The organism is uncultured Halomonas sp. (assembly GCF_947501415.1).
GTDB lineage: Bacteria > Pseudomonadota > Gammaproteobacteria > Pseudomonadales > Halomonadaceae > Halomonas.
Genome location: NZ_CANMVL010000007.1, coordinates 172,422 through 188,388, shown reverse-complemented (window position 1 = coordinate 188,388; position 15,967 = coordinate 172,422). Strand labels below are relative to the sequence as shown.

Here is a 15,967-nt window from a genome sequence, read left to right as displayed (position 1 = left end):
CGATTCGACTCTACAAGGACTCTCGATATGCTGAGCTTTGCACTCGGAACCGGCACCCAGAACACCCAGGGCGACTGGCTGGAGATCTACTACCCCACCCCCCTCCTCGAGCCCAATGCCGACCTGATCGCGGCGGTCAAGCAGGTGTTGGACGTCCCGGAGGGTAACGCTGCGGTCAGCTTCCTGCCCGAGCAGTGTGGCGAGCTGGCCGGCGCCCTCAAGGCCGCCGGCCACGCCGAGCAGGCACAGCTGGCCGAGACCCTCGCCGCGGCCACTCGCCCGCTGGTGGCAATGTTTATCGCCGAGGACCTGCCCCCGCAGAGCGTCCCCGAGGTCTACCTCAAGCTGCACCTGCTGTCTCACCGCCTGGTCAAGCCCCACGGCCTCGACCTTACCGGCATGTTCGGCCTGCTGCGCAATATCGCCTGGACCAACGAGGGCGCCATCGACGTCCAGGAGCTGCCCGCCCGCCGTCTCAAGGCGCGCCTGGAGGGCCGAGCCCTCTCCGTGGACTGTGTCGACAAGTTCCCCAAGATGACCGACTACGTGGTTCCCGGCGGCGTGCGTATCGGCGACACCGCCCGGGTTCGCCTGGGTGCCTACCTCGGCGAGGGCACCACCGTGATGCACGAGGGCTTCGTCAACTTCAACGCGGGCACCGAAGGACCGGGCATGATCGAGGGTCGAATCTCGGCCGGGGTAATGGTCGGCAAGGGCTCCGACCTCGGCGGCGGCTGCTCCACCATGGGCACGCTCTCGGGAGGCGGCAATATCGTGATCAAGGTCGGCGAAGGCTGCCTGATCGGTGCCAATGCCGGCATCGGCATCCCGCTGGGGGACCGCTGCACCGTGGAGGCGGGCCTCTACCTTACCGCCGGTGCCAAGGTCACCCTGCTCGACGACCAGGGCCAGGAGGCCGGTACCGTGGCCGCCCGCGAGCTGGCCAACCAGGACGACCTGCTGCTGCGCCGCAACTCCCAGAACGGCCGCATCGAGTGCCTGACCAACAAGAGCGCCATCGCGCTCAACGAGGCACTGCATGCCCATAACTGATCCTGCTGGCCTCTCGCCCACCCTGCGGCTCGCCTTCGACCTGTTGGCACGCCCATCGGTGACGCCGGACGACCTGGGGTGTCAGGAACTGATGATCGAGCGCCTCGCGGCGCTCGGTTTCCATATCGAACGCCTGCCCTACGGCGATGTCGAGAACTTCTGGGCCACCCGTGGTCACCACGGTCCATTGCTGGCCTTCGCCGGCCACACCGATGTGGTGCCCAGTGGCCCTCACACCCACTGGGACACCCCCCCCTTCACGCCGTGCATCGATGACGACGGCATGCTGCGAGGCCGAGGTGCCGCCGACATGAAGGGCAGCCTGGCGGCCATGATCACCGCGGTGGAGCGCTTTATCGCCGACCACCCCGATCACCACGGCCGACTGGGGTTTTTGATCACCTCCGATGAGGAGGGCCCGGCCAAGGACGGGACGCGCGCCGTGGTGGAGCATCTGCGTGAACGCCATGAGCGGCTCGACTACTGTATCGTCGGCGAGCCCTCCTCCACCGCTCGACTGGGGGACGTGGTCAAGAACGGTCGCCGTGGCTCACTCGGTGGCGTGCTGCATATCAAGGGAGTACAAGGCCATGTGGCCTACCCTCACCTGGCACGCAATCCCATCCATCAGGCCATGCCCGCGCTGGACGCGCTGACCCGGGAGCACTGGGACGACGGCAACGACTTCTTCCCCGCGACCAGCTTCCAGATCTCCAACTTTCGCTCGGGTACCGGCGCCACCAACGTCATCCCCGGCGAGGTGGAGGTCGTGTTCAACTTCCGCTTCTCCACCGAGGTGACCCACGAGCAACTCAAGTCGCGCACCGCGGCGATTCTCGATGCCCACGGCCTGGACTACGAACTGGACTGGACTCTCAACGGCGAGCCCTTCCTCACCGCCGAGGGCGAACTCGTGGAGGCCAGCGTACGCGGTGTCGAGGAGATCACCGGACAGACCCCCGAGCTCTCCACCAGCGGTGGCACCTCGGATGGACGCTTTATCGCTACCCTGGGCAGCCAGGTAGTGGAGCTGGGTCCCCTCAATGCCACCATCCATCAGGTCAACGAGCGGGTGCGGGCCAGCGACCTGGACGAGCTGAGCCGCATCTATGAAGCGATCATGAAGCACCTGTTCATCAACGGCAGTGCCCGACCCTGAGGCTTGCATGACAGCTGACAGCGAACCCCGTTATCCCGATATCGAGATCTACCTGGCCAAGGCCCCTGTTGAGGCGCTGAATACGTGGCTGGGCGAGGCCATCGGAGCCGATCCTCTGGCCCCGGCCGGCAAGGGCAAGTGGCGCGCCCGTGGCCGGCTTGCCGGCAACGAGATCCCGGTGCTGCTGGTGGAGCGTGCCGCCGACGGCTTCGCCAGCCTCTGGTTCGATAGCGCCCAGACCCCCTGGTCGAATGACGCGGCCTGCGCGCGCTCCGCCGCCCGTCACCTGGGCGGCGAGGTGCGCTGCTCGCTGGGCGGCTGGCAACCCGGCGACGAGCCCGACCGCTTTCTGCAGGTGCTTCCCGACGGGCGTGAAACAGAGATCCACTGGCCCGACTCCGGCCGGTAGCCCAAAACGACATCGCCCCGCGGCTGCGGGGCGATGTTCAAAGGCGTAAGCACCAAAGGCTTGAGTACTACAGGTGTGAGTACAGGGCGCCCCGGAGCCAGCCGATGACGCTGCGATTCAGGTAATCACCGTGACATCGTCGGCCTGTAGCCCCTTTTCGTTCTCCACCACGTAATAGCGGACCTTCTGGCCCTCGGCCAGGGTGCGGTGACCGCGGCCACGAATGGCCCGGAAGTGAACGAAGACATCCTCGCCGCTGTCGCGAGTGATAAAACCATACCCCTTGTTGACGTTGAACCACTTCACCTCACCGAGTTCACGATCATCGCTCTCGATCTCGGCCAGGTTGACCAGCTGGGGACTAAGGGCATTGACTGCCAGAGTGGCGACCAGCAGCACCAGGAAAACCGCCAGGGCCGCGGCAGCATAGACCACGGCGACACCGCCTAGCTGGAGGCTGTCGAACAGCGCCTCGGACAGGGCGCCGCCGGCCAGGTGAATAAACAGGGCGATCAGCAACGGCGCCGGGGCAGCTAGCAGCAGACTGATCAGACTACAGCGAAACATGAGCTTGCGATTCATGGGCTCGAATGACTCTCTAGTTGGCAATGAACGATATTGATAACCACGAGGAAGGTGCCACGATGAACGGTGGCACGCAGCGCAAGGATTCTAGCATGAGCACGACCCACACGTCCGACACCCTTGACGAGCGCCTCACCGCCCTGGAGAGCCGTATCGCCTACCAGGAACACTGGCTGGACACCCTGGACCAGGCGGTCGCCGCCCAGGAGACGCGTCTGACCAGGCTGGAGCGCATCAATGACTTGATGCAGCGGAAGATTCGCGAGCAGCAGCAGGCACTGCAGGAGGGAGATGCGGCGGCACCAAGCGCCGAGGACGAGCTACCGCCGCACTATTAGCCTCAAGGGGCAAGGAAAGCGTAGCGCCACCACAGGGTGAGCGGCGCAACCGGGTTATAGCTCGTCGAGGTAGCGCTCGGCATCCAGGGCGGCCATGCAGCCGCTGCCGGCGGAGGTGACCGCCTGGCGATAGACATGGTCCATGACGTCGCCGGCGGCGAACACGCCCGGCACGCTGGTGGCGGTGGCGTTGCCGTCGAGGCCCGAGCGGACCCGAATATAACCACCATTCATCTCCAGCTGCCCCTCGAAGATGCCGGTATTGGGGCTGTGGCCGATGGCGATAAACACGCCCGGTGCCGCGAGCTCCTTGGTCTCGCCGGTCGTGGTGGAGGCCAGACGCACACCGGTCACGCCGCTGTTGTCGCCCAGCACCTCCTCCAGTGTGTGGTTCCACTCCAGCACCACCTTGCCCTCCTCGGCCTTCTGGAACAGCTTGTCCTGAAGGATCTTCTCGGCACGCAGGCTGTCACGACGGTGCACCAGGGTAACCTTCGAGGCGATATTGGCCAGATACAGGGCCTCCTCCACGGCGGTATTGCCGCCACCGACCACGACCACCTCCTGGTTGCGGTAGAAGAAGCCATCGCAGGTAGCACAGGCCGACACGCCCTGGCCCATCAGCTTCTGCTCGGACTCCAGCCCCAGATAGCGGGCGCTGGCGCCGGTGGCGATGATCAGTGCATCGCAGGTATAGGTGCCGTTGTCGCCCTTCAGGGTGAAGGGGCGCTCACGCAGTTCCACCTCGTGGATATGGTCGAACAACACCTCGGTATCGAAGCGTTCGGCGTGGCGCTTCATGCGCTCCATCAGCTCGGGTCCCTGTACGCCGGCATCATCGCCGGGCCAGTTGTCCACATCGGTGGTGGTGGTCAGCTGCCCTCCCGCCTGCATGCCGGTGATCAGCAGCGGCTTGAGGTTGGCGCGGGCCGCATAGACGGCGGCGGTATACCCCGCCGGACCGGAACCGAGAATGATCAGGCGCTCATGACGCACATCGCTCATGGAAAGACCTCGTGCAGTAACGTTCGGAATAGAGTGGCGCCATTGTAACAGCCACGCCGCCTCCTAGGGTCGGTGCGCCCCGATCGAGGCAGCCCTGTCGCGCGTCGCTAGAGCACCTCGTCGTCGCGGCCCAGCACCACCGTCAGCACCTCGGGATCGCCGGGGTCGGCCTCGATGCGCACCTGGATAGGCGCACAGCAGACGTGGCAGTCCTCCCAGGTGATCTGGCTGCCCTGGGAGGCATCCAGCAGCAGATCGAAGGGTGCATCGCAGTAGGGGCAACGCACCCGCCGCGGGGTCAATGCCTCTTCATGCATGGGAACTCCCCGGCCGTGCTCGGCCTGTCTTGAAAGCATGGGTTGGCGCATGGCTTTCCGGCGCTTGAGCAACGCTGACACAGATGAAAAGAGATGGCGACACTCGGCGAACATTTCAAGCACCTCCGAGCAACAGTTGAAAAGCCTGCCTATCATGACCATATACATTAAGGCGTACCAGGAAGGTTCGTTCACACTCCGATGGGAGGATTTCGATGAGCACCGACTCTTTTTTCGATACTCTGCAGAGCCTCGAGGCCGCAGGCCGTACCTACCACTACTACAGCCTGCCCAAGGCAGCCGAGGCGCTGGGAGGCATCGAACGCCTGCCCAAGACCCTCAAGATCCTGCTCGAGAATCAGCTGCGCTTTGCCGATGACGAAAGCGTGTCCCGGGAGGACATGCAGGCACTGGTGGACTGGCAGCAGGAGGGACGCTCCGACCGCGAAATCGGCTACCGGCCGGCTCGTGTGTTGATGCAGGACTTCACCGGCGTGCCGGGGGTGGTCGACCTCGCCTCCATGCGTGCGGCCGTCGAGCGCCTGGGCGAGGATCCGGCACGGATCAACCCGCTCTCCCCGGTGGACCTGGTCATCGACCACTCGGTGATGGTCGACAAGTTCGGCAACCCCTCCGCGTTCAAGGACAACGTGGCCATAGAGATGGAGCGCAACCGCGAACGCTACGAGTTCCTGCGCTGGGGTCAGGAGGCCTTCGACAACTTCCGTGTGGTGCCACCGGGCACCGGCATCTGTCACCAGGTCAACCTCGAGTATCTGGGCAGAACGGTGTGGACCAAGGAACAGGACGGCAAGACCCTCGCCTACCCCGACACCCTGGTAGGTACCGACTCTCACACCACCATGATCAACGGCCTGGGCGTACTCGGCTGGGGCGTGGGGGGTATCGAGGCCGAAGCCGCCATGCTGGGTCAGCCGGTCTCGATGCTGATTCCCGAGGTGGTCGGCTTCAAGCTCAGCGGCAAGCTGCGCGAGGGAATCACCGCGACCGACCTGGTGCTCACGGTGACCCAGATGCTGCGCAATCACGGCGTGGTGGGCAAGTTCGTGGAGTTCTACGGTGATGGCCTCAAGGACCTCCCGCTGGCGGATCGCGCCACCATTGCCAACATGGCACCGGAATATGGCGCCACCTGTGGCTTCTTCCCGGTAGACGACGAGACGCTGACCTATATGCGCCTCACCGGCCGCGACGATGCTCAGATCGCCCTGGTGGAGGCGTACAGCAAGGCCCAGGGTCTGTGGCGCGAGCCCGGCGAGGAGCCAGTGTTCAGCGACACCCTGGCGCTGGACATGACCGAGGTCGAAGCCAGCCTGGCCGGCCCCAAGCGCCCGCAGGATCGCGTGGCCCTCTCCGACATGAAGTCGACCTTCGAGGCGCTGCTCGAGGACGACACGGAGGCCAGAACCACCAAGCCGGGCGTCAAGCAGGCCGCATCCGTGGAGAAGGGGCGCCTGTTCTCCGAAGGCGGGCAGACCGCGGTGGGCGTCGAACGCAGCTTCGAGCATGCCGACAGCCAGGACGTCGACCTCGACGGCGAGCAGTTCAAGCTCAACCCGGGTGATGTGGTGATTGCCGCCATCACCTCCTGTACCAACACCTCCAACCCCAGCGTGATGATGGCTGCCGGCCTGCTGGCCCGCAAGGCCCGCGAGCAGGGGCTATCCACCAAACCGTGGGTGAAGACCTCACTGGCGCCGGGTTCCAAGGTGGTCACCGACTACCTGGCCGCCGGTGGCGTGCAGGAGGACCTCGATGCCCTAGGCTTCAACCTGGTGGGGTATGGCTGCACCACCTGCATCGGTAACTCAGGTCCCCTGGCGGAGCCCATCGAGCAGGCCATCAATACGGCCGACCTCACCGTGGCCTCGGTCCTCTCGGGTAACCGCAACTTCGAGGGTCGCGTGCACCCGCTGGTCAAGACCAACTGGCTGGCTTCACCGCCTCTGGTCGTGGCCTATGCCCTGGCCGGCAACGTCCAGCTCGACCTGACCCAGGAACCGCTGGGCACCGGCAAGGACGGCAAGCCGATCTACCTCAAGGATATCTGGCCCAGCCAGGCGGAAATCGCCGAAGCGGTGGAGCGGGTCAACACCGAGATGTTCCGCAAGCAGTATGCCGAGGTCTTCGACGGCGACGAGGTCTGGAAGGCCATCGAGGTGCCCCAGAGCAAGGTCTATCAGTGGTCGACGGACTCCACCTATATCCAGCATCCGCCCTTCTTCGACGGCATGGGACGAGAACCCGATGTCGTGGAGGACGTCAAGGACGCCCGTATCCTGGCCATGCTGGGTGACTCGGTAACTACCGACCATATCTCGCCGGCCGGCGCCATCAAGCCCGACAGTCCCGCCGGTCGCTACCTGCAGGAGCACGGGGTCAAGCCGGTGGACTTCAACTCCTACGGTTCACGGCGCGGCAACCATGAAGTGATGATGCGCGGTACCTTCGCCAACGTCCGCATCAAGAACGAGATGCTCGACGGCGTGGTGGGCGGTGAGACACGCCACGTGCCCTCCGGCGAACAAATGGCGATCTATGACGCCGCCATGAAGTACCAGCAGGAGAACACTCCGCTGGTGGTGGTGGCCGGCAAGGAGTACGGCACCGGCTCCAGTCGTGACTGGGCCGCCAAGGGGACGCGCCTGCTTGGCGTCCGCGCGGTACTGGCCGAGTCCTACGAGCGTATCCACCGCTCCAACCTGATCGGCATGGGCGTGGTACCGCTGCAGTTCCCCGAGGGCGAGAGTCGTCAGTCGTTGGGGCTCACCGGCGATGAGCAGATCTCCATCGAAGGGCTCTCCGAGCTCACCCCGGGCAGCAGCGTCAAGGTGACCATCAAGAGCGACAAGGGCGAGAAGAACATCGAGGCGCTGTGCCGCATCGATACCGCCAACGAGCTGGAGTACTACCGCCATGGCGGCATCCTGCACTATGTGCTGCGCAAGATGATCGGTTCGGCCTGACCCCCTTCGGCCGACTCAACCGCACCAGCAACAGCCCCGCCGGGATATCCGGCGGGGCTGCTTGGTTTGGAGCGTCAGATGTCGAACTACCTAACCTCTTGGCGCAGAGCGCTTGACTCGTCGCTTCTGGCCTAGAAGGAGCGGCGGCGATAGCGCCGATACTCCGGGGTCCAGCTGTTGCGCTCGATGGCCTCGCGCAGCTTGATGCCGTTGGTCTTCAGCGCCATGCCCTCACCCTGGGCCTGGCCGGCCACATCGAAGGCGATCGCCTTGGAAAGCTCGCGGATCTTGCTCAGCGGTGGCAGTAGCGCGCCCTTGCCCTCCTTGACGATAGGCGCCTCTCGCGCCAGCGCTCGCGATGCCGCCATCAACATGTCATCGGTCACTCGCCGAGCCTCGGCGGCGATCACCCCAAGGCCGATCCCCGGGAAGATATAGGCATTGTTGCACTGGGCGATGGGAATGGTACGCCCCTCGTACTCCACCGGGGCGAAGGGACTGCCGGTCGCGACCAACGCCGCCCCGTCGGTCCAGCGGATCACATCCTCGGGCACGGCTTCGGCCTGGGAGGTGGGGTTGGAGAGAGGCATGATGACCGGCGTCTCGCAGCTGGCGTGCATGGTACGCACCACCTCCTCGGTAAAGATGCCCGGCCGCCCGCACACCCCGATCAGCACCGTCGGCTTGACCTGTCGTACCGTCTCGACCAGGTCCTGGCCGTTCCAGCCCTCGGTAAGGGCCGCGTCGTGGGCCAGACGGCTCTGGAAATCGCGCAACCAATCCTGGTCGTCGGTGACCAGCCCCTCCCGGTCGACCATGTAGATACGGTCGCGAGCCTCCCGTTCGGAGAGCCCCTCCGCCTGCATGGCCACCACCACCTGCTCGGCGATGCCGCAGCCGGCGGAGCCCGCTCCCACGAACACCACTCGCTGCTGAGTGATCCCCTCACCACGGGCCTTGCAGGCCGCCATCAGGGTGCCTACCACCACCGCGGCGGTCCCCTGAACATCGTCGTTGAAGCAGCACAGCTCATCGCGATAGCGCGTCAGCAGCGGCACGGCATTGGCCTGGGCAAAGTCCTCGAACTGCAACAGCACCCCTGGCCAGCGTCGCTTCACCGCCACGATGAACGCTTCGATAAAGGCGTCATACTCTTCCTGGGAGATCCGCGGGTGGCGCCACCCCATGTACATCGGGTCATCGAGCAGCGCCTGATTGTTGGTCCCCACATCGAGCATGATCGGTTGGGTATAGGCGGGACTGATACCACCACAGGCGGTGTACAGCGACAGCTTGCCGATCGGAATCCCCATGCCACCGATACCCTGATCCCCCAGGCCAAGAATGCGCTCACCATCGGTGACCACGATCACCTTGACCTTTTCCTTGGTGGAGGAGCGCAGGATGTCATCCAGCCGGTCACGATCGGGATAGCTGATGAACAGCCCCCGGTGATTGCGATAGATATTGGAGAACTCCTGACACGCCTTGCCCACCGTGGGCGTATAGATGATGGGCAGCATCTCCTCGAGGTGCTCCGAGACCAGTCGATAATAGAGGGTCTCGTTATCATCCTGAATGGCGCGCAGGTAGATATGCTTGTCGAGATCGGTCTGGCACTGTTGGTACTGTCGGTAGGCCCGCTCCAGCTGCTCCTCGATGGTCTCCACACACTGCGGCAACAGGCCGATCAGGTTGAACTCGATGCGCTCTTCCTGACTGAAGGCGCTGCCCTTGTTGAGCAGCGGCATCTCCAGCAGCGGCGGACCGGCATAGGGAATATACAAGGGGCGCTTGGATTCGGTGGTCATCTCAGCTCTCGATCGGTTGACGGGAACAGGCCTGGGGCACCCTATCGGCACCCCTCGAATACTCTACCATGCACGAAACGGCAGCGCCCCGGCCAAGACCGGGGCGCTCGATGCCGGGTTACTAATCCCGGGCGACCAGCCTGGGCCTCAGTCGAGGTCGTCGAGGGTTACCACCAGGTCGCGACGCGATACATCGACATCCCAGAAGGTGTACGAGTCGCCGTCCGAGTCGACCAGCTTGATGTCAAAGTAGGGGCTCTTGTACCCCGTGAGCGTGACCCGACGCGAGGCACCATCGAGCATGACTTCATCTCCCAATACATCCTCTTCCCATGAGGTCGACTTCCCGGGGCTGACATAGAGGTAGTAGATGGTGTAGCCGGTGTCATTGGTGATATCGACATAGTAGTCCCGCGCCTGTGCGGTCACCGCGAACAGGATCAGGAAGAGAGCCAGTACCCAGCGTTGAATCGACATCGTCGGTTCCTTTCATTGGAGTGGCGCGCTAGCCACGGGAGTCATTATTGTTAATTTAGAATAATCACACTCATGGCAGAGTGCCACTCCCATTCGAGCCACCACCCCTGATGAGAGAAGCCCCCCACGACGCAACCACCGCCCCCACCCATGGAGCCCACTCCGAAAGCGCCTGGAGCGGTGCCGTCAGCTTCCCTTGACCGGCGCGATGGATGAGGCCGATGCCTTGAAGAAGAACGGCCGCAGCTTCACCCCGAGCATGTTGCCGGCGAAGGCCGCCACCAGCCACACCCAGCCGTGCAGGCTGCCGGAGGCGATACCGCTGAAGTAGGCGCCGATATTGCAGCCGAAGGCCAGACGAGCACCATAGCCGAGCATGATGCCACCGACCACGGCAGCCAACACCGAGCGCAGGGGAATGCGAAAGCTGGGGGCGAAACGGCCGGCCAGCGAGGCGGCGATCAAGGCACCGAGCATCAGGCCGATGTTCATGACACTGGTGATATCACGCCAGATCGTGGCCTCCAGGGCGGCGGCATTCCACGAGGACTGCCAGTAACCCCACTGGCTGACATCTCCCCCCAATGCCGTGAAGCCCTTGGCGCCCCACAGGGCGAAGGCGGAGGTGATGCCCCAGGGGCGGCCGGCCAGGGCCAGGGTGGCGAAATTCAGCAGCGCCAGGGCCACGGCCCCCGCCAGCAGTGGCCAGGGACCGACAAGCCAGCGCCGATTGCCGACATCGATCTTCGCTGCCCGTTCAAGCTGCCCGTGCCGGCGCTTCTCCATCACCACCGTAAAGGCGGCGATGGCCGCAAACAGCGCCAGGCTGATCGCCATTCCCCCACCGGTGCCCGCGGTCTTGACCAGCGACACCGGCTGGAAGGCCGGCAGGCTCTGCCACCAGCCGAAATGGGCGGTACCGATCAGCGAACCGATAATGAAGAACACCAGGGTGATCAGCATGCGCGCATTGCCGCCTCCGGCGGTGAACAGGGTGCCGGAGGCACAGCCGCCTCCCAGCTGCATGCCCACCCCAAAGAGAAAGGCTCCGAACACCACCGACACACCGATGGGTGCCACGAAGCCATAGACCGGCTGACCCAACAGGCTGCCGGCCCCCAGTGCCGGGAAGAACAGCAGCACCGCGATGGCCAGCATCACTATCTGCGCGCGCAGGCCGCGACCTCGCCGCTCGGTGATAAAGACCCGCCAGGCGGCGGTAAAGCCGAAGGCCGCATGGTAGAGCACCATGCCCAGCAGGCCGCCAACCACCATCAGCCCCCCCAGGCGCGCACCAAAGACGGTGCCCACGACCAGGGCCCCCAGCAGCAGGGCCCCGGCCGCCACGGCGGGAAGGGAGAGTCGCTTGGGTCGGGTCAAGGCGAATTCACTCATGGCAGGTTCACTCGGAGGCAGAGGCGCATCACGGGGAGATGGACATCACGGGACAGGGTGCCCGCAAACCGGTTAGGCTAACGGAACCCTTAAATCGCGTAAAAGTATTTAAAAGAAGAAATTGATGCCAAAAAGTAATTAAAGGCTCGAACGAATGTCGGGCGCCAGCAGGCGCCCGACATGTCAACGCAACCGAGGTGGCGTCAGACGAAGCGACCCAGTCCTGCCGCCTGCCGCAGACGATCCATCAGAGGCGCCGCCTCGGCCCGAGCGCGCTCTGCCCCCTTCAGCAGCACCTGCTCGATATGCCCCGGGTCCTCCAGCAACGCCTGGTAGCGCTCGCGAGGCTCGCGCAGATGGTCGTTGAGGTATTCGAATACACGGTTCTTGGCCTCGCCCCAGCCGATGCCACCGGCATACTCCTCGCGCATGGCCGTCGTCTCCTCGGCCGTGGCGAACGCGGAGTAGATCTGGAACAGGGTGCAGGTATCCGGATCCTTGGGCTCGCCGGGCTCCAGCGAGTTGGTCTTGATCTTGCGCACCAGCTTCTGCAGCTTCTTTTCGGAAACAAACAGCGGAATGGTGTTGTTGTAGCTCTTGGACATCTTGCGCCCGTCCAGACCACCCAGCACCTCGACCTTCTGGTCCACCACCGCCTCGGGCAGGGTGAAATACTGCCCCTTGTAGAGATGGTTGAAGCGACCCGCCATATCACGGGCCATCTCGATATGCTGGATCTGATCACGCCCCACCGGTACCCGGTTGGCGTTGAACATCAGGATATCGGCGGCCATCAGCACCGGATACCCGAACAGGCCCATGGTGATGCCCTTGTCGGGGTCCTGATTGCCGGCCGCCTCGTTCTCGGCTACCGCCGCCTTGTAGGCATGGGCACGATTCATCAGCCCCTTGGCACAGACACAGGTGAGCATCCAGGTCAGCTCGGGGATCTCAGGAATGTCCGACTGCCGGTAGAAGATGGCGTTATCGGTGTCCAGGCCGAGCGCCATCCAGGTGGCGGCGATCTCCAGGCGCGACTCCTGCACCCGGCGCGGATCCTGACACTTGATCAATGCATGCAGGTCGGCCAGGAAGTAGTAGGACTGGACACCCGGGTCCTGGCTCGCCTCGATGGCAGGCTTGATGGCACCGACATAGTTACCCAGATGGGGGGTGCCGGTGGTGGTAATGCCGGTAAGGACGCGGATCTTCTCGGAAGCTGCACTCATGGAAAGCGGACTCTGCGGTTCGTAAATGGTCGCTATGGTAACGCGCAGGCCCCCACAAGGCGACCGGAGCCGGACGCCGCCCCTCTTCCCTAGCCCGGATGACCAATGGCCGAGAGCATGAGCGGCAGCGCGTGGCAAAGGGCTCGACCTGGGCCTGGGCCCGATCTCGTATCTTCGCCCTCAGGGACGCCCTGCTCCACACTTCCAGCAGGCCTCGAAGACCCCCTCCAGCGTCTCGCCGCAGCCCGGGCAGTGCCAGGCCGCGGCATCGCTCCTGCCCGTCAGGGCATCGCCTATCAGGGCGTCGGCACGCTCGCGATTATGCGACTTCACCCACACCTCGGGCTCGCACTCCCCGAGCGGCAGCTCACCGGCGCCGCCACCCAGGGTCATGTTGCGCAACTCCGCGGGGATGCCCGCCGCTTCGAGCAGGTTATACACATGGCTGACCAGCAGCGTATTGCTGTGGGCAAAGACACGCACCGACTCGCCCACCCTGTCAGTCACGGAAGACCCGCACCCCCAGAGCCTTCAAGTAGCTGGTCTCGGGAATCGCCGGATGCACCGGATGATCCGGTCCTTGATGACCCTGGAAGAGAATCTGGCCATGGCGATCCTGATGGCGCACTGCTCCGCGCACCACGTCGACCAGCCGCTCCGGGGCCAGGTGCATGGAGCACGATGCCGAGAGCAGCAGGCCATCGCGGCCCAGCAGGCGCATCGCCTCACGGTTGAGCTTGCCGTAGGCGCGCTCACCATTGGGAATATCCTTGCGCTTCTTGATGAAGGCGGGCGGATCGAGGATCACCACATCGAACTGCTCGCCCTCCGCCTTGAGAGCCGCCAGAACATCGAAGGCATCCCCCTCCCCCACCGACACCTGCTCGTGCAGGCCATTGAGTGCGGCATTGTCGGCCACCCGCTCCAGCGCCGGGGCCGAGGCATCCACGCAGAGCACCTCCCGGGCACCATGAGCCGCGGCCTGTACGCCCCAGCCGCCGACATAGCTGAACAGGTCCAGCACCCGCTTGCCGGCCACGAACTGATTGAGCCAGGCGCGGTTGACGCGGTGGTCATAGAACCAGCCGGTCTTCTGGCCATCCAGCACCGGTGCCGAGAAGCGCACGCCATTCTCCTCAAGCAGCACGGGGTCACCCACGTCGCCCTTGACCACCTCCACGGAGCGCTCGAGGCCCTCCTGACGGCGTCCCGAGGTGTCGTTGCGCAGCACCACGTTCACGGGTGAGAGCACCTTGTCCAGGGCATCGAGGAGCTCGGGCAGCACCGCCTGCATGCCGGCGGTATTTAGCTGCACCACCAGCGTATCGCCGAAGCGGTCGATCACCAGTCCAGGCAGCAGATCTCCCTCGCCGTGCACGAGGCGGTAGTAGGGGGCGGCGAACAGCTGCTGGCGAAGCGCCAGGGCCTGGTTGAGGCGATGCACCAGCAGCGAGCGGTCGAGACTCTGCTGCGGATCCCGGGAGACCAGACGCGCGCAGATCAGCGAATTGGGGTTGACGTAGGCCACGCCCATGGCCTTGCCATTGGCCGCCTCCACCACTACCTGCTGCCCCGGCTCCAGGCCCTTGAGCGGTGTCGCCGCGGTATCGATCTCGTTGGAGTAGAGCCACAGGTGGCCGGCCTTCAGGCGGCGGTCGGCGTTCTTCTTCAGGCGAAGTGAGGACAGGGTCATGGTGGGTCTCTCCGGGAAGTCAGGTCTGGCAACGGGGACAGTAGACACTGGCCCGCTGCCCGAGGGTGATAAGGCGCAGCTCGGTGCCACAGCGCCGGCAGGGCTCGCCATGGCGGCCATAGACATTGAGCCGCTGCTTGAAGTAGCCGGGCTCGCCGGTGCCTCCGACGAAGTCTCGCAGGGTCGTGCCCCCCTGGGTAATGGCGGCGGCCAGCACCTCCTTGGCCGCGGCGGCCAGACGCGCATAGCGCTCCGCCGAAATCCGCCCGGCGGCGCGACGTGGGTCGATGCCGGCCATGAACAGCGCCTCGGAAGCGTAGATATTTCCGACCCCCACCACCACGGCATTGTCCATAAGGAAGGGCTTGACCGCGACACGCCGCCCTCGCGAGAGGCGGTAGAGCCGCTCACCGTCGAAGGCCTCCGAAAGCGGCTCCGGTCCCAGTCGCCTCAGGCGCGAGTCCTCTTCAACGCTGCCGGCCAGCCAATCGACGAAGCCGAAGCGCCGCGGGTCGTGATAGCGCAGGATGGCACCATCATCGAGCACCAGGTCGAGGTGGTCATGCTTTCTAGGCAGCTCACCGAGACGCACGATTCGCAGACTGCCCGACATGCCCAGATGCCATACCAGGGTCGCCCCGGCGGAGTCTCCTCCGGCAAGGGGGAGCAGCAGGTACTTGGCACGACGGGTCAGCGAACCGATGCGAGCTCCTACCAGCCGGTCGGCCAGGTCGGCCGGTACCGGCACACGCAGACGGGACTGGCGCACGATCACTTCACCGATCTCACGCCCTTCGACATGCGGGGCGATGCCACGACGGGTGGTCTCGACTTCGGGGAGTTCTGGCATCGGTGACAGGCTCTACGGCTTCCTCAGAAACGCCTGAACCCGGCTGAGGGATCAGCCGGGTTCAGATCAACAGGCTTGAACACCTGCGGAAGAGGATCAAGGCTTACTTGATCTTGGCTTCCTTGTACATCACGTGCTTGCGAACAACCGGATCATACTTCTTCATCTCCAGCTTGTCCGGAGTGTTCCGCTTGTTCTTGTCGGTGGTGTAGAAGTGGCCGGTACCGGCGCTGGACACCATTCTGATCTTGTCACGCATGACTACTTGCTCCCCTTGTATGGATCGCTAGAAGCGAATCGCTTAGACGGCTTCGCCGCGCTTGCGGATATCGCCCAGAACCGCGTCGATACCCTTCTTGTCGATGATACGCATGCCCTTGGAAGAGACGCGCAGCTTGACGAAACGGTTCTCGGACTCCACCCAGAAACGGTGGGAGTGCAGGTTCGGCAGGAACCGGCGGCGGGTCTTGCGCTGGGAGTGTGAAACGTTGTTACCAGTCACCGGGCGCTTGCCGGTAACCTGACATACTTTGGACATGGGAGCCTCCAACCACTGGCCAGGTGTCAATCACCTGTTGTGTTCAAAACCTGTCGGGCAAACCGGGAGATCCCGTGACATTTGACCCAAGGGAATTCAAAGGCTGCACTTTATACCAGAG

General features: G+C 64.3%; 17 protein-coding genes. 5 read left to right on the top strand and 12 right to left on the bottom strand.

The genetic code is table 11. From position 1 onward, the window contains the following. Window positions 1–27 precede the first annotated feature (27 nt). The 3 genes from dapD to Q0894_RS05465 are packed head-to-tail and all read left to right on the top strand — an operon-like array spanning window position 28 to window position 2,621. Window positions 28–1,053 carry a 2,3,4,5-tetrahydropyridine-2,6-dicarboxylate N-succinyltransferase gene (gene dapD / locus Q0894_RS05475; RefSeq protein ID WP_299232215.1) on the top strand — a complete coding sequence of 342 codons (1,026 nt, stop codon included), beginning with the start codon at window positions 28–30 and terminating at the stop codon, window positions 1,051–1,053. Then, on the top strand, window positions 1,040–2,212 hold the full coding sequence (dapE, locus tag Q0894_RS05470; protein WP_299232213.1) for a succinyl-diaminopimelate desuccinylase: 1,173 nt from the start codon (window positions 1,040–1,042) through the stop codon (window positions 2,210–2,212). The genes dapD and dapE overlap by 14 nt, the downstream gene beginning before the upstream one ends. 7 nt (window positions 2,213–2,219) lie before the next feature. Continuing rightward, window positions 2,220–2,621, top strand: coding sequence for a hypothetical protein (locus tag Q0894_RS05465; RefSeq protein ID WP_132042871.1), 402 nt, complete (start codon window positions 2,220–2,222; stop codon window positions 2,619–2,621). A 117-nt stretch (window positions 2,622–2,738) separates the two neighbouring features. Here Q0894_RS05465 and Q0894_RS05460 read toward each other — a convergent pair whose 3' ends face one another. Then, the gene (locus tag Q0894_RS05460; RefSeq protein ID WP_272922913.1) at window positions 2,739–3,203 is read right to left on the bottom strand and encodes a cold shock domain-containing protein; all 465 of its coding nucleotides are present in this window, start codon (window positions 3,201–3,203) and stop codon (window positions 2,739–2,741) included. A 95-nt stretch (window positions 3,204–3,298) separates the two neighbouring features. On the opposite strand from Q0894_RS05460, the gene Q0894_RS05455 reads away from it, so the two are divergent. Then, window positions 3,299–3,544 carry a SlyX family protein gene (locus Q0894_RS05455; protein WP_229332961.1) on the top strand — a complete coding sequence of 82 codons (246 nt, stop codon included), beginning with the start codon at window positions 3,299–3,301 and terminating at the stop codon, window positions 3,542–3,544. Window positions 3,545–3,598: 54 nt separating this feature from the next. Here Q0894_RS05455 and trxB read toward each other — a convergent pair whose 3' ends face one another. Both trxB and Q0894_RS05445 read right to left on the bottom strand, forming a co-directional pair. Next, a complete protein-coding gene (gene trxB, locus Q0894_RS05450; protein WP_132042875.1) occupies window positions 3,599–4,549 on the bottom strand; it encodes a thioredoxin-disulfide reductase in 951 nt (316 codons plus the stop codon). 107 nt (window positions 4,550–4,656) lie between these two features. Next, entirely contained in the window at window positions 4,657–4,905 is a 249-nt protein-coding gene (locus Q0894_RS05445; RefSeq protein WP_366130970.1) for a CPXCG motif-containing cysteine-rich protein, read from the bottom strand. Window positions 4,906–5,081: 176 nt separating this feature from the next. On the opposite strand from Q0894_RS05445, the gene acnA reads away from it, so the two are divergent. Further along, window positions 5,082–7,853 (top strand): aconitate hydratase AcnA, encoded by a 2,772-nt coding sequence (acnA, locus tag Q0894_RS05440; protein ID WP_299232203.1) that lies wholly within the window; start codon window positions 5,082–5,084, stop codon window positions 7,851–7,853. A 131-nt stretch (window positions 7,854–7,984) separates the two neighbouring features. On the opposite strand, the gene Q0894_RS05435 is transcribed toward acnA, so the two are convergent. From Q0894_RS05435 to rpmB, 9 genes are all read right to left on the bottom strand, one after another. Continuing rightward, a complete protein-coding gene (locus tag Q0894_RS05435; RefSeq protein ID WP_132042881.1) occupies window positions 7,985–9,664 on the bottom strand; it encodes an NAD-dependent malic enzyme in 1,680 nt (559 codons plus the stop codon). A gap of 147 nt (window positions 9,665–9,811) precedes the next feature. Continuing rightward, on the bottom strand, window positions 9,812–10,141 hold the full coding sequence (locus Q0894_RS05430) for a hypothetical protein (protein ID WP_299232200.1): 330 nt from the start codon (window positions 10,139–10,141) through the stop codon (window positions 9,812–9,814). A 186-nt stretch (window positions 10,142–10,327) separates the two neighbouring features. Continuing rightward, a complete protein-coding gene (locus Q0894_RS05425) occupies window positions 10,328–11,536 on the bottom strand; it encodes a YeeE/YedE family protein (protein ID WP_299232198.1) in 1,209 nt (402 codons plus the stop codon). 203 nt (window positions 11,537–11,739) lie between these two features. Continuing rightward, window positions 11,740–12,765, bottom strand: coding sequence for a tryptophan--tRNA ligase (gene trpS / locus Q0894_RS05420; protein WP_132042886.1), 1,026 nt, complete (start codon window positions 12,763–12,765; stop codon window positions 11,740–11,742). A 180-nt stretch (window positions 12,766–12,945) separates the two neighbouring features. Then, entirely contained in the window at window positions 12,946–13,272 is a 327-nt protein-coding gene (locus tag Q0894_RS05415) for a DUF2007 domain-containing protein (RefSeq protein WP_240721701.1), read from the bottom strand. Beyond that, the gene (locus Q0894_RS05410) at window positions 13,265–14,458 is read right to left on the bottom strand and encodes a class I SAM-dependent rRNA methyltransferase (protein WP_132042888.1); all 1,194 of its coding nucleotides are present in this window, start codon (window positions 14,456–14,458) and stop codon (window positions 13,265–13,267) included. The genes Q0894_RS05415 and Q0894_RS05410 overlap by 8 nt, the downstream gene beginning before the upstream one ends. A 19-nt stretch (window positions 14,459–14,477) precedes the next feature. After that, a complete protein-coding gene (gene mutM, locus Q0894_RS05405; protein ID WP_299232193.1) occupies window positions 14,478–15,308 on the bottom strand; it encodes a bifunctional DNA-formamidopyrimidine glycosylase/DNA-(apurinic or apyrimidinic site) lyase in 831 nt (276 codons plus the stop codon). A gap of 103 nt (window positions 15,309–15,411) precedes the next feature. Beyond that, window positions 15,412–15,567: a 50S ribosomal protein L33 gene (gene rpmG / locus Q0894_RS05400; protein WP_097790452.1), complete on the bottom strand. Its 156-nt coding sequence runs from the start codon at window positions 15,565–15,567 to the stop codon at window positions 15,412–15,414. Window positions 15,568–15,609: 42 nt separating this feature from the next. Beyond that, window positions 15,610–15,846 carry a 50S ribosomal protein L28 gene (gene rpmB, locus Q0894_RS05395; RefSeq protein ID WP_132042892.1) on the bottom strand — a complete coding sequence of 79 codons (237 nt, stop codon included), beginning with the start codon at window positions 15,844–15,846 and terminating at the stop codon, window positions 15,610–15,612. Window positions 15,847–15,967 lie beyond the last annotated feature (121 nt).

What these genes read in the sequence shown, in the direction of transcription:
- rpmB (WP_132042892.1), bottom strand. Translation starts at nt 15,846, where the DNA reads ATGTCCAAAGTATGTCAGGTTACCGGCAAGCGCCCGGTGACTGGTAAC.
- mutM (WP_299232193.1), bottom strand. Translation starts at nt 15,308, where the DNA reads ATGCCAGAACTCCCCGAAGTCGAGACCACCCGTCGTGGCATCGCCCCG.
- Q0894_RS05435 (WP_132042881.1), bottom strand. Translation starts at nt 9,664, where the DNA reads ATGACCACCGAATCCAAGCGCCCCTTGTATATTCCCTATGCCGGTCCG.
- Q0894_RS05445 (WP_366130970.1), bottom strand. Translation starts at nt 4,905, where the DNA reads ATGCTTTCAAGACAGGCCGAGCACGGCCGGGGAGTTCCCATGCATGAA.
- acnA (WP_299232203.1), top strand. Translation starts at nt 5,082, where the DNA reads ATGAGCACCGACTCTTTTTTCGATACTCTGCAGAGCCTCGAGGCCGCA.
- Q0894_RS05410 (WP_132042888.1), bottom strand. Translation starts at nt 14,458, where the DNA reads ATGACCCTGTCCTCACTTCGCCTGAAGAAGAACGCCGACCGCCGCCTG.
- rpmG (WP_097790452.1), bottom strand. Translation starts at nt 15,567, where the DNA reads ATGCGTGACAAGATCAGAATGGTGTCCAGCGCCGGTACCGGCCACTTC.
- Q0894_RS05460 (WP_272922913.1), bottom strand. Translation starts at nt 3,203, where the DNA reads ATGAATCGCAAGCTCATGTTTCGCTGTAGTCTGATCAGTCTGCTGCTA.
- trpS (WP_132042886.1), bottom strand. Translation starts at nt 12,765, where the DNA reads ATGAGTGCAGCTTCCGAGAAGATCCGCGTCCTTACCGGCATTACCACC.
- Q0894_RS05430 (WP_299232200.1), bottom strand. Translation starts at nt 10,141, where the DNA reads ATGTCGATTCAACGCTGGGTACTGGCTCTCTTCCTGATCCTGTTCGCG.
- Q0894_RS05455 (WP_229332961.1), top strand. Translation starts at nt 3,299, where the DNA reads ATGAGCACGACCCACACGTCCGACACCCTTGACGAGCGCCTCACCGCC.
- Q0894_RS05465 (WP_132042871.1), top strand. Translation starts at nt 2,220, where the DNA reads ATGACAGCTGACAGCGAACCCCGTTATCCCGATATCGAGATCTACCTG.
- trxB (WP_132042875.1), bottom strand. Translation starts at nt 4,549, where the DNA reads ATGAGCGATGTGCGTCATGAGCGCCTGATCATTCTCGGTTCCGGTCCG.
- Q0894_RS05425 (WP_299232198.1), bottom strand. Translation starts at nt 11,536, where the DNA reads ATGAGTGAATTCGCCTTGACCCGACCCAAGCGACTCTCCCTTCCCGCC.
- dapE (WP_299232213.1), top strand. Translation starts at nt 1,040, where the DNA reads ATGCCCATAACTGATCCTGCTGGCCTCTCGCCCACCCTGCGGCTCGCC.
- dapD (WP_299232215.1), top strand. Translation starts at nt 28, where the DNA reads ATGCTGAGCTTTGCACTCGGAACCGGCACCCAGAACACCCAGGGCGAC.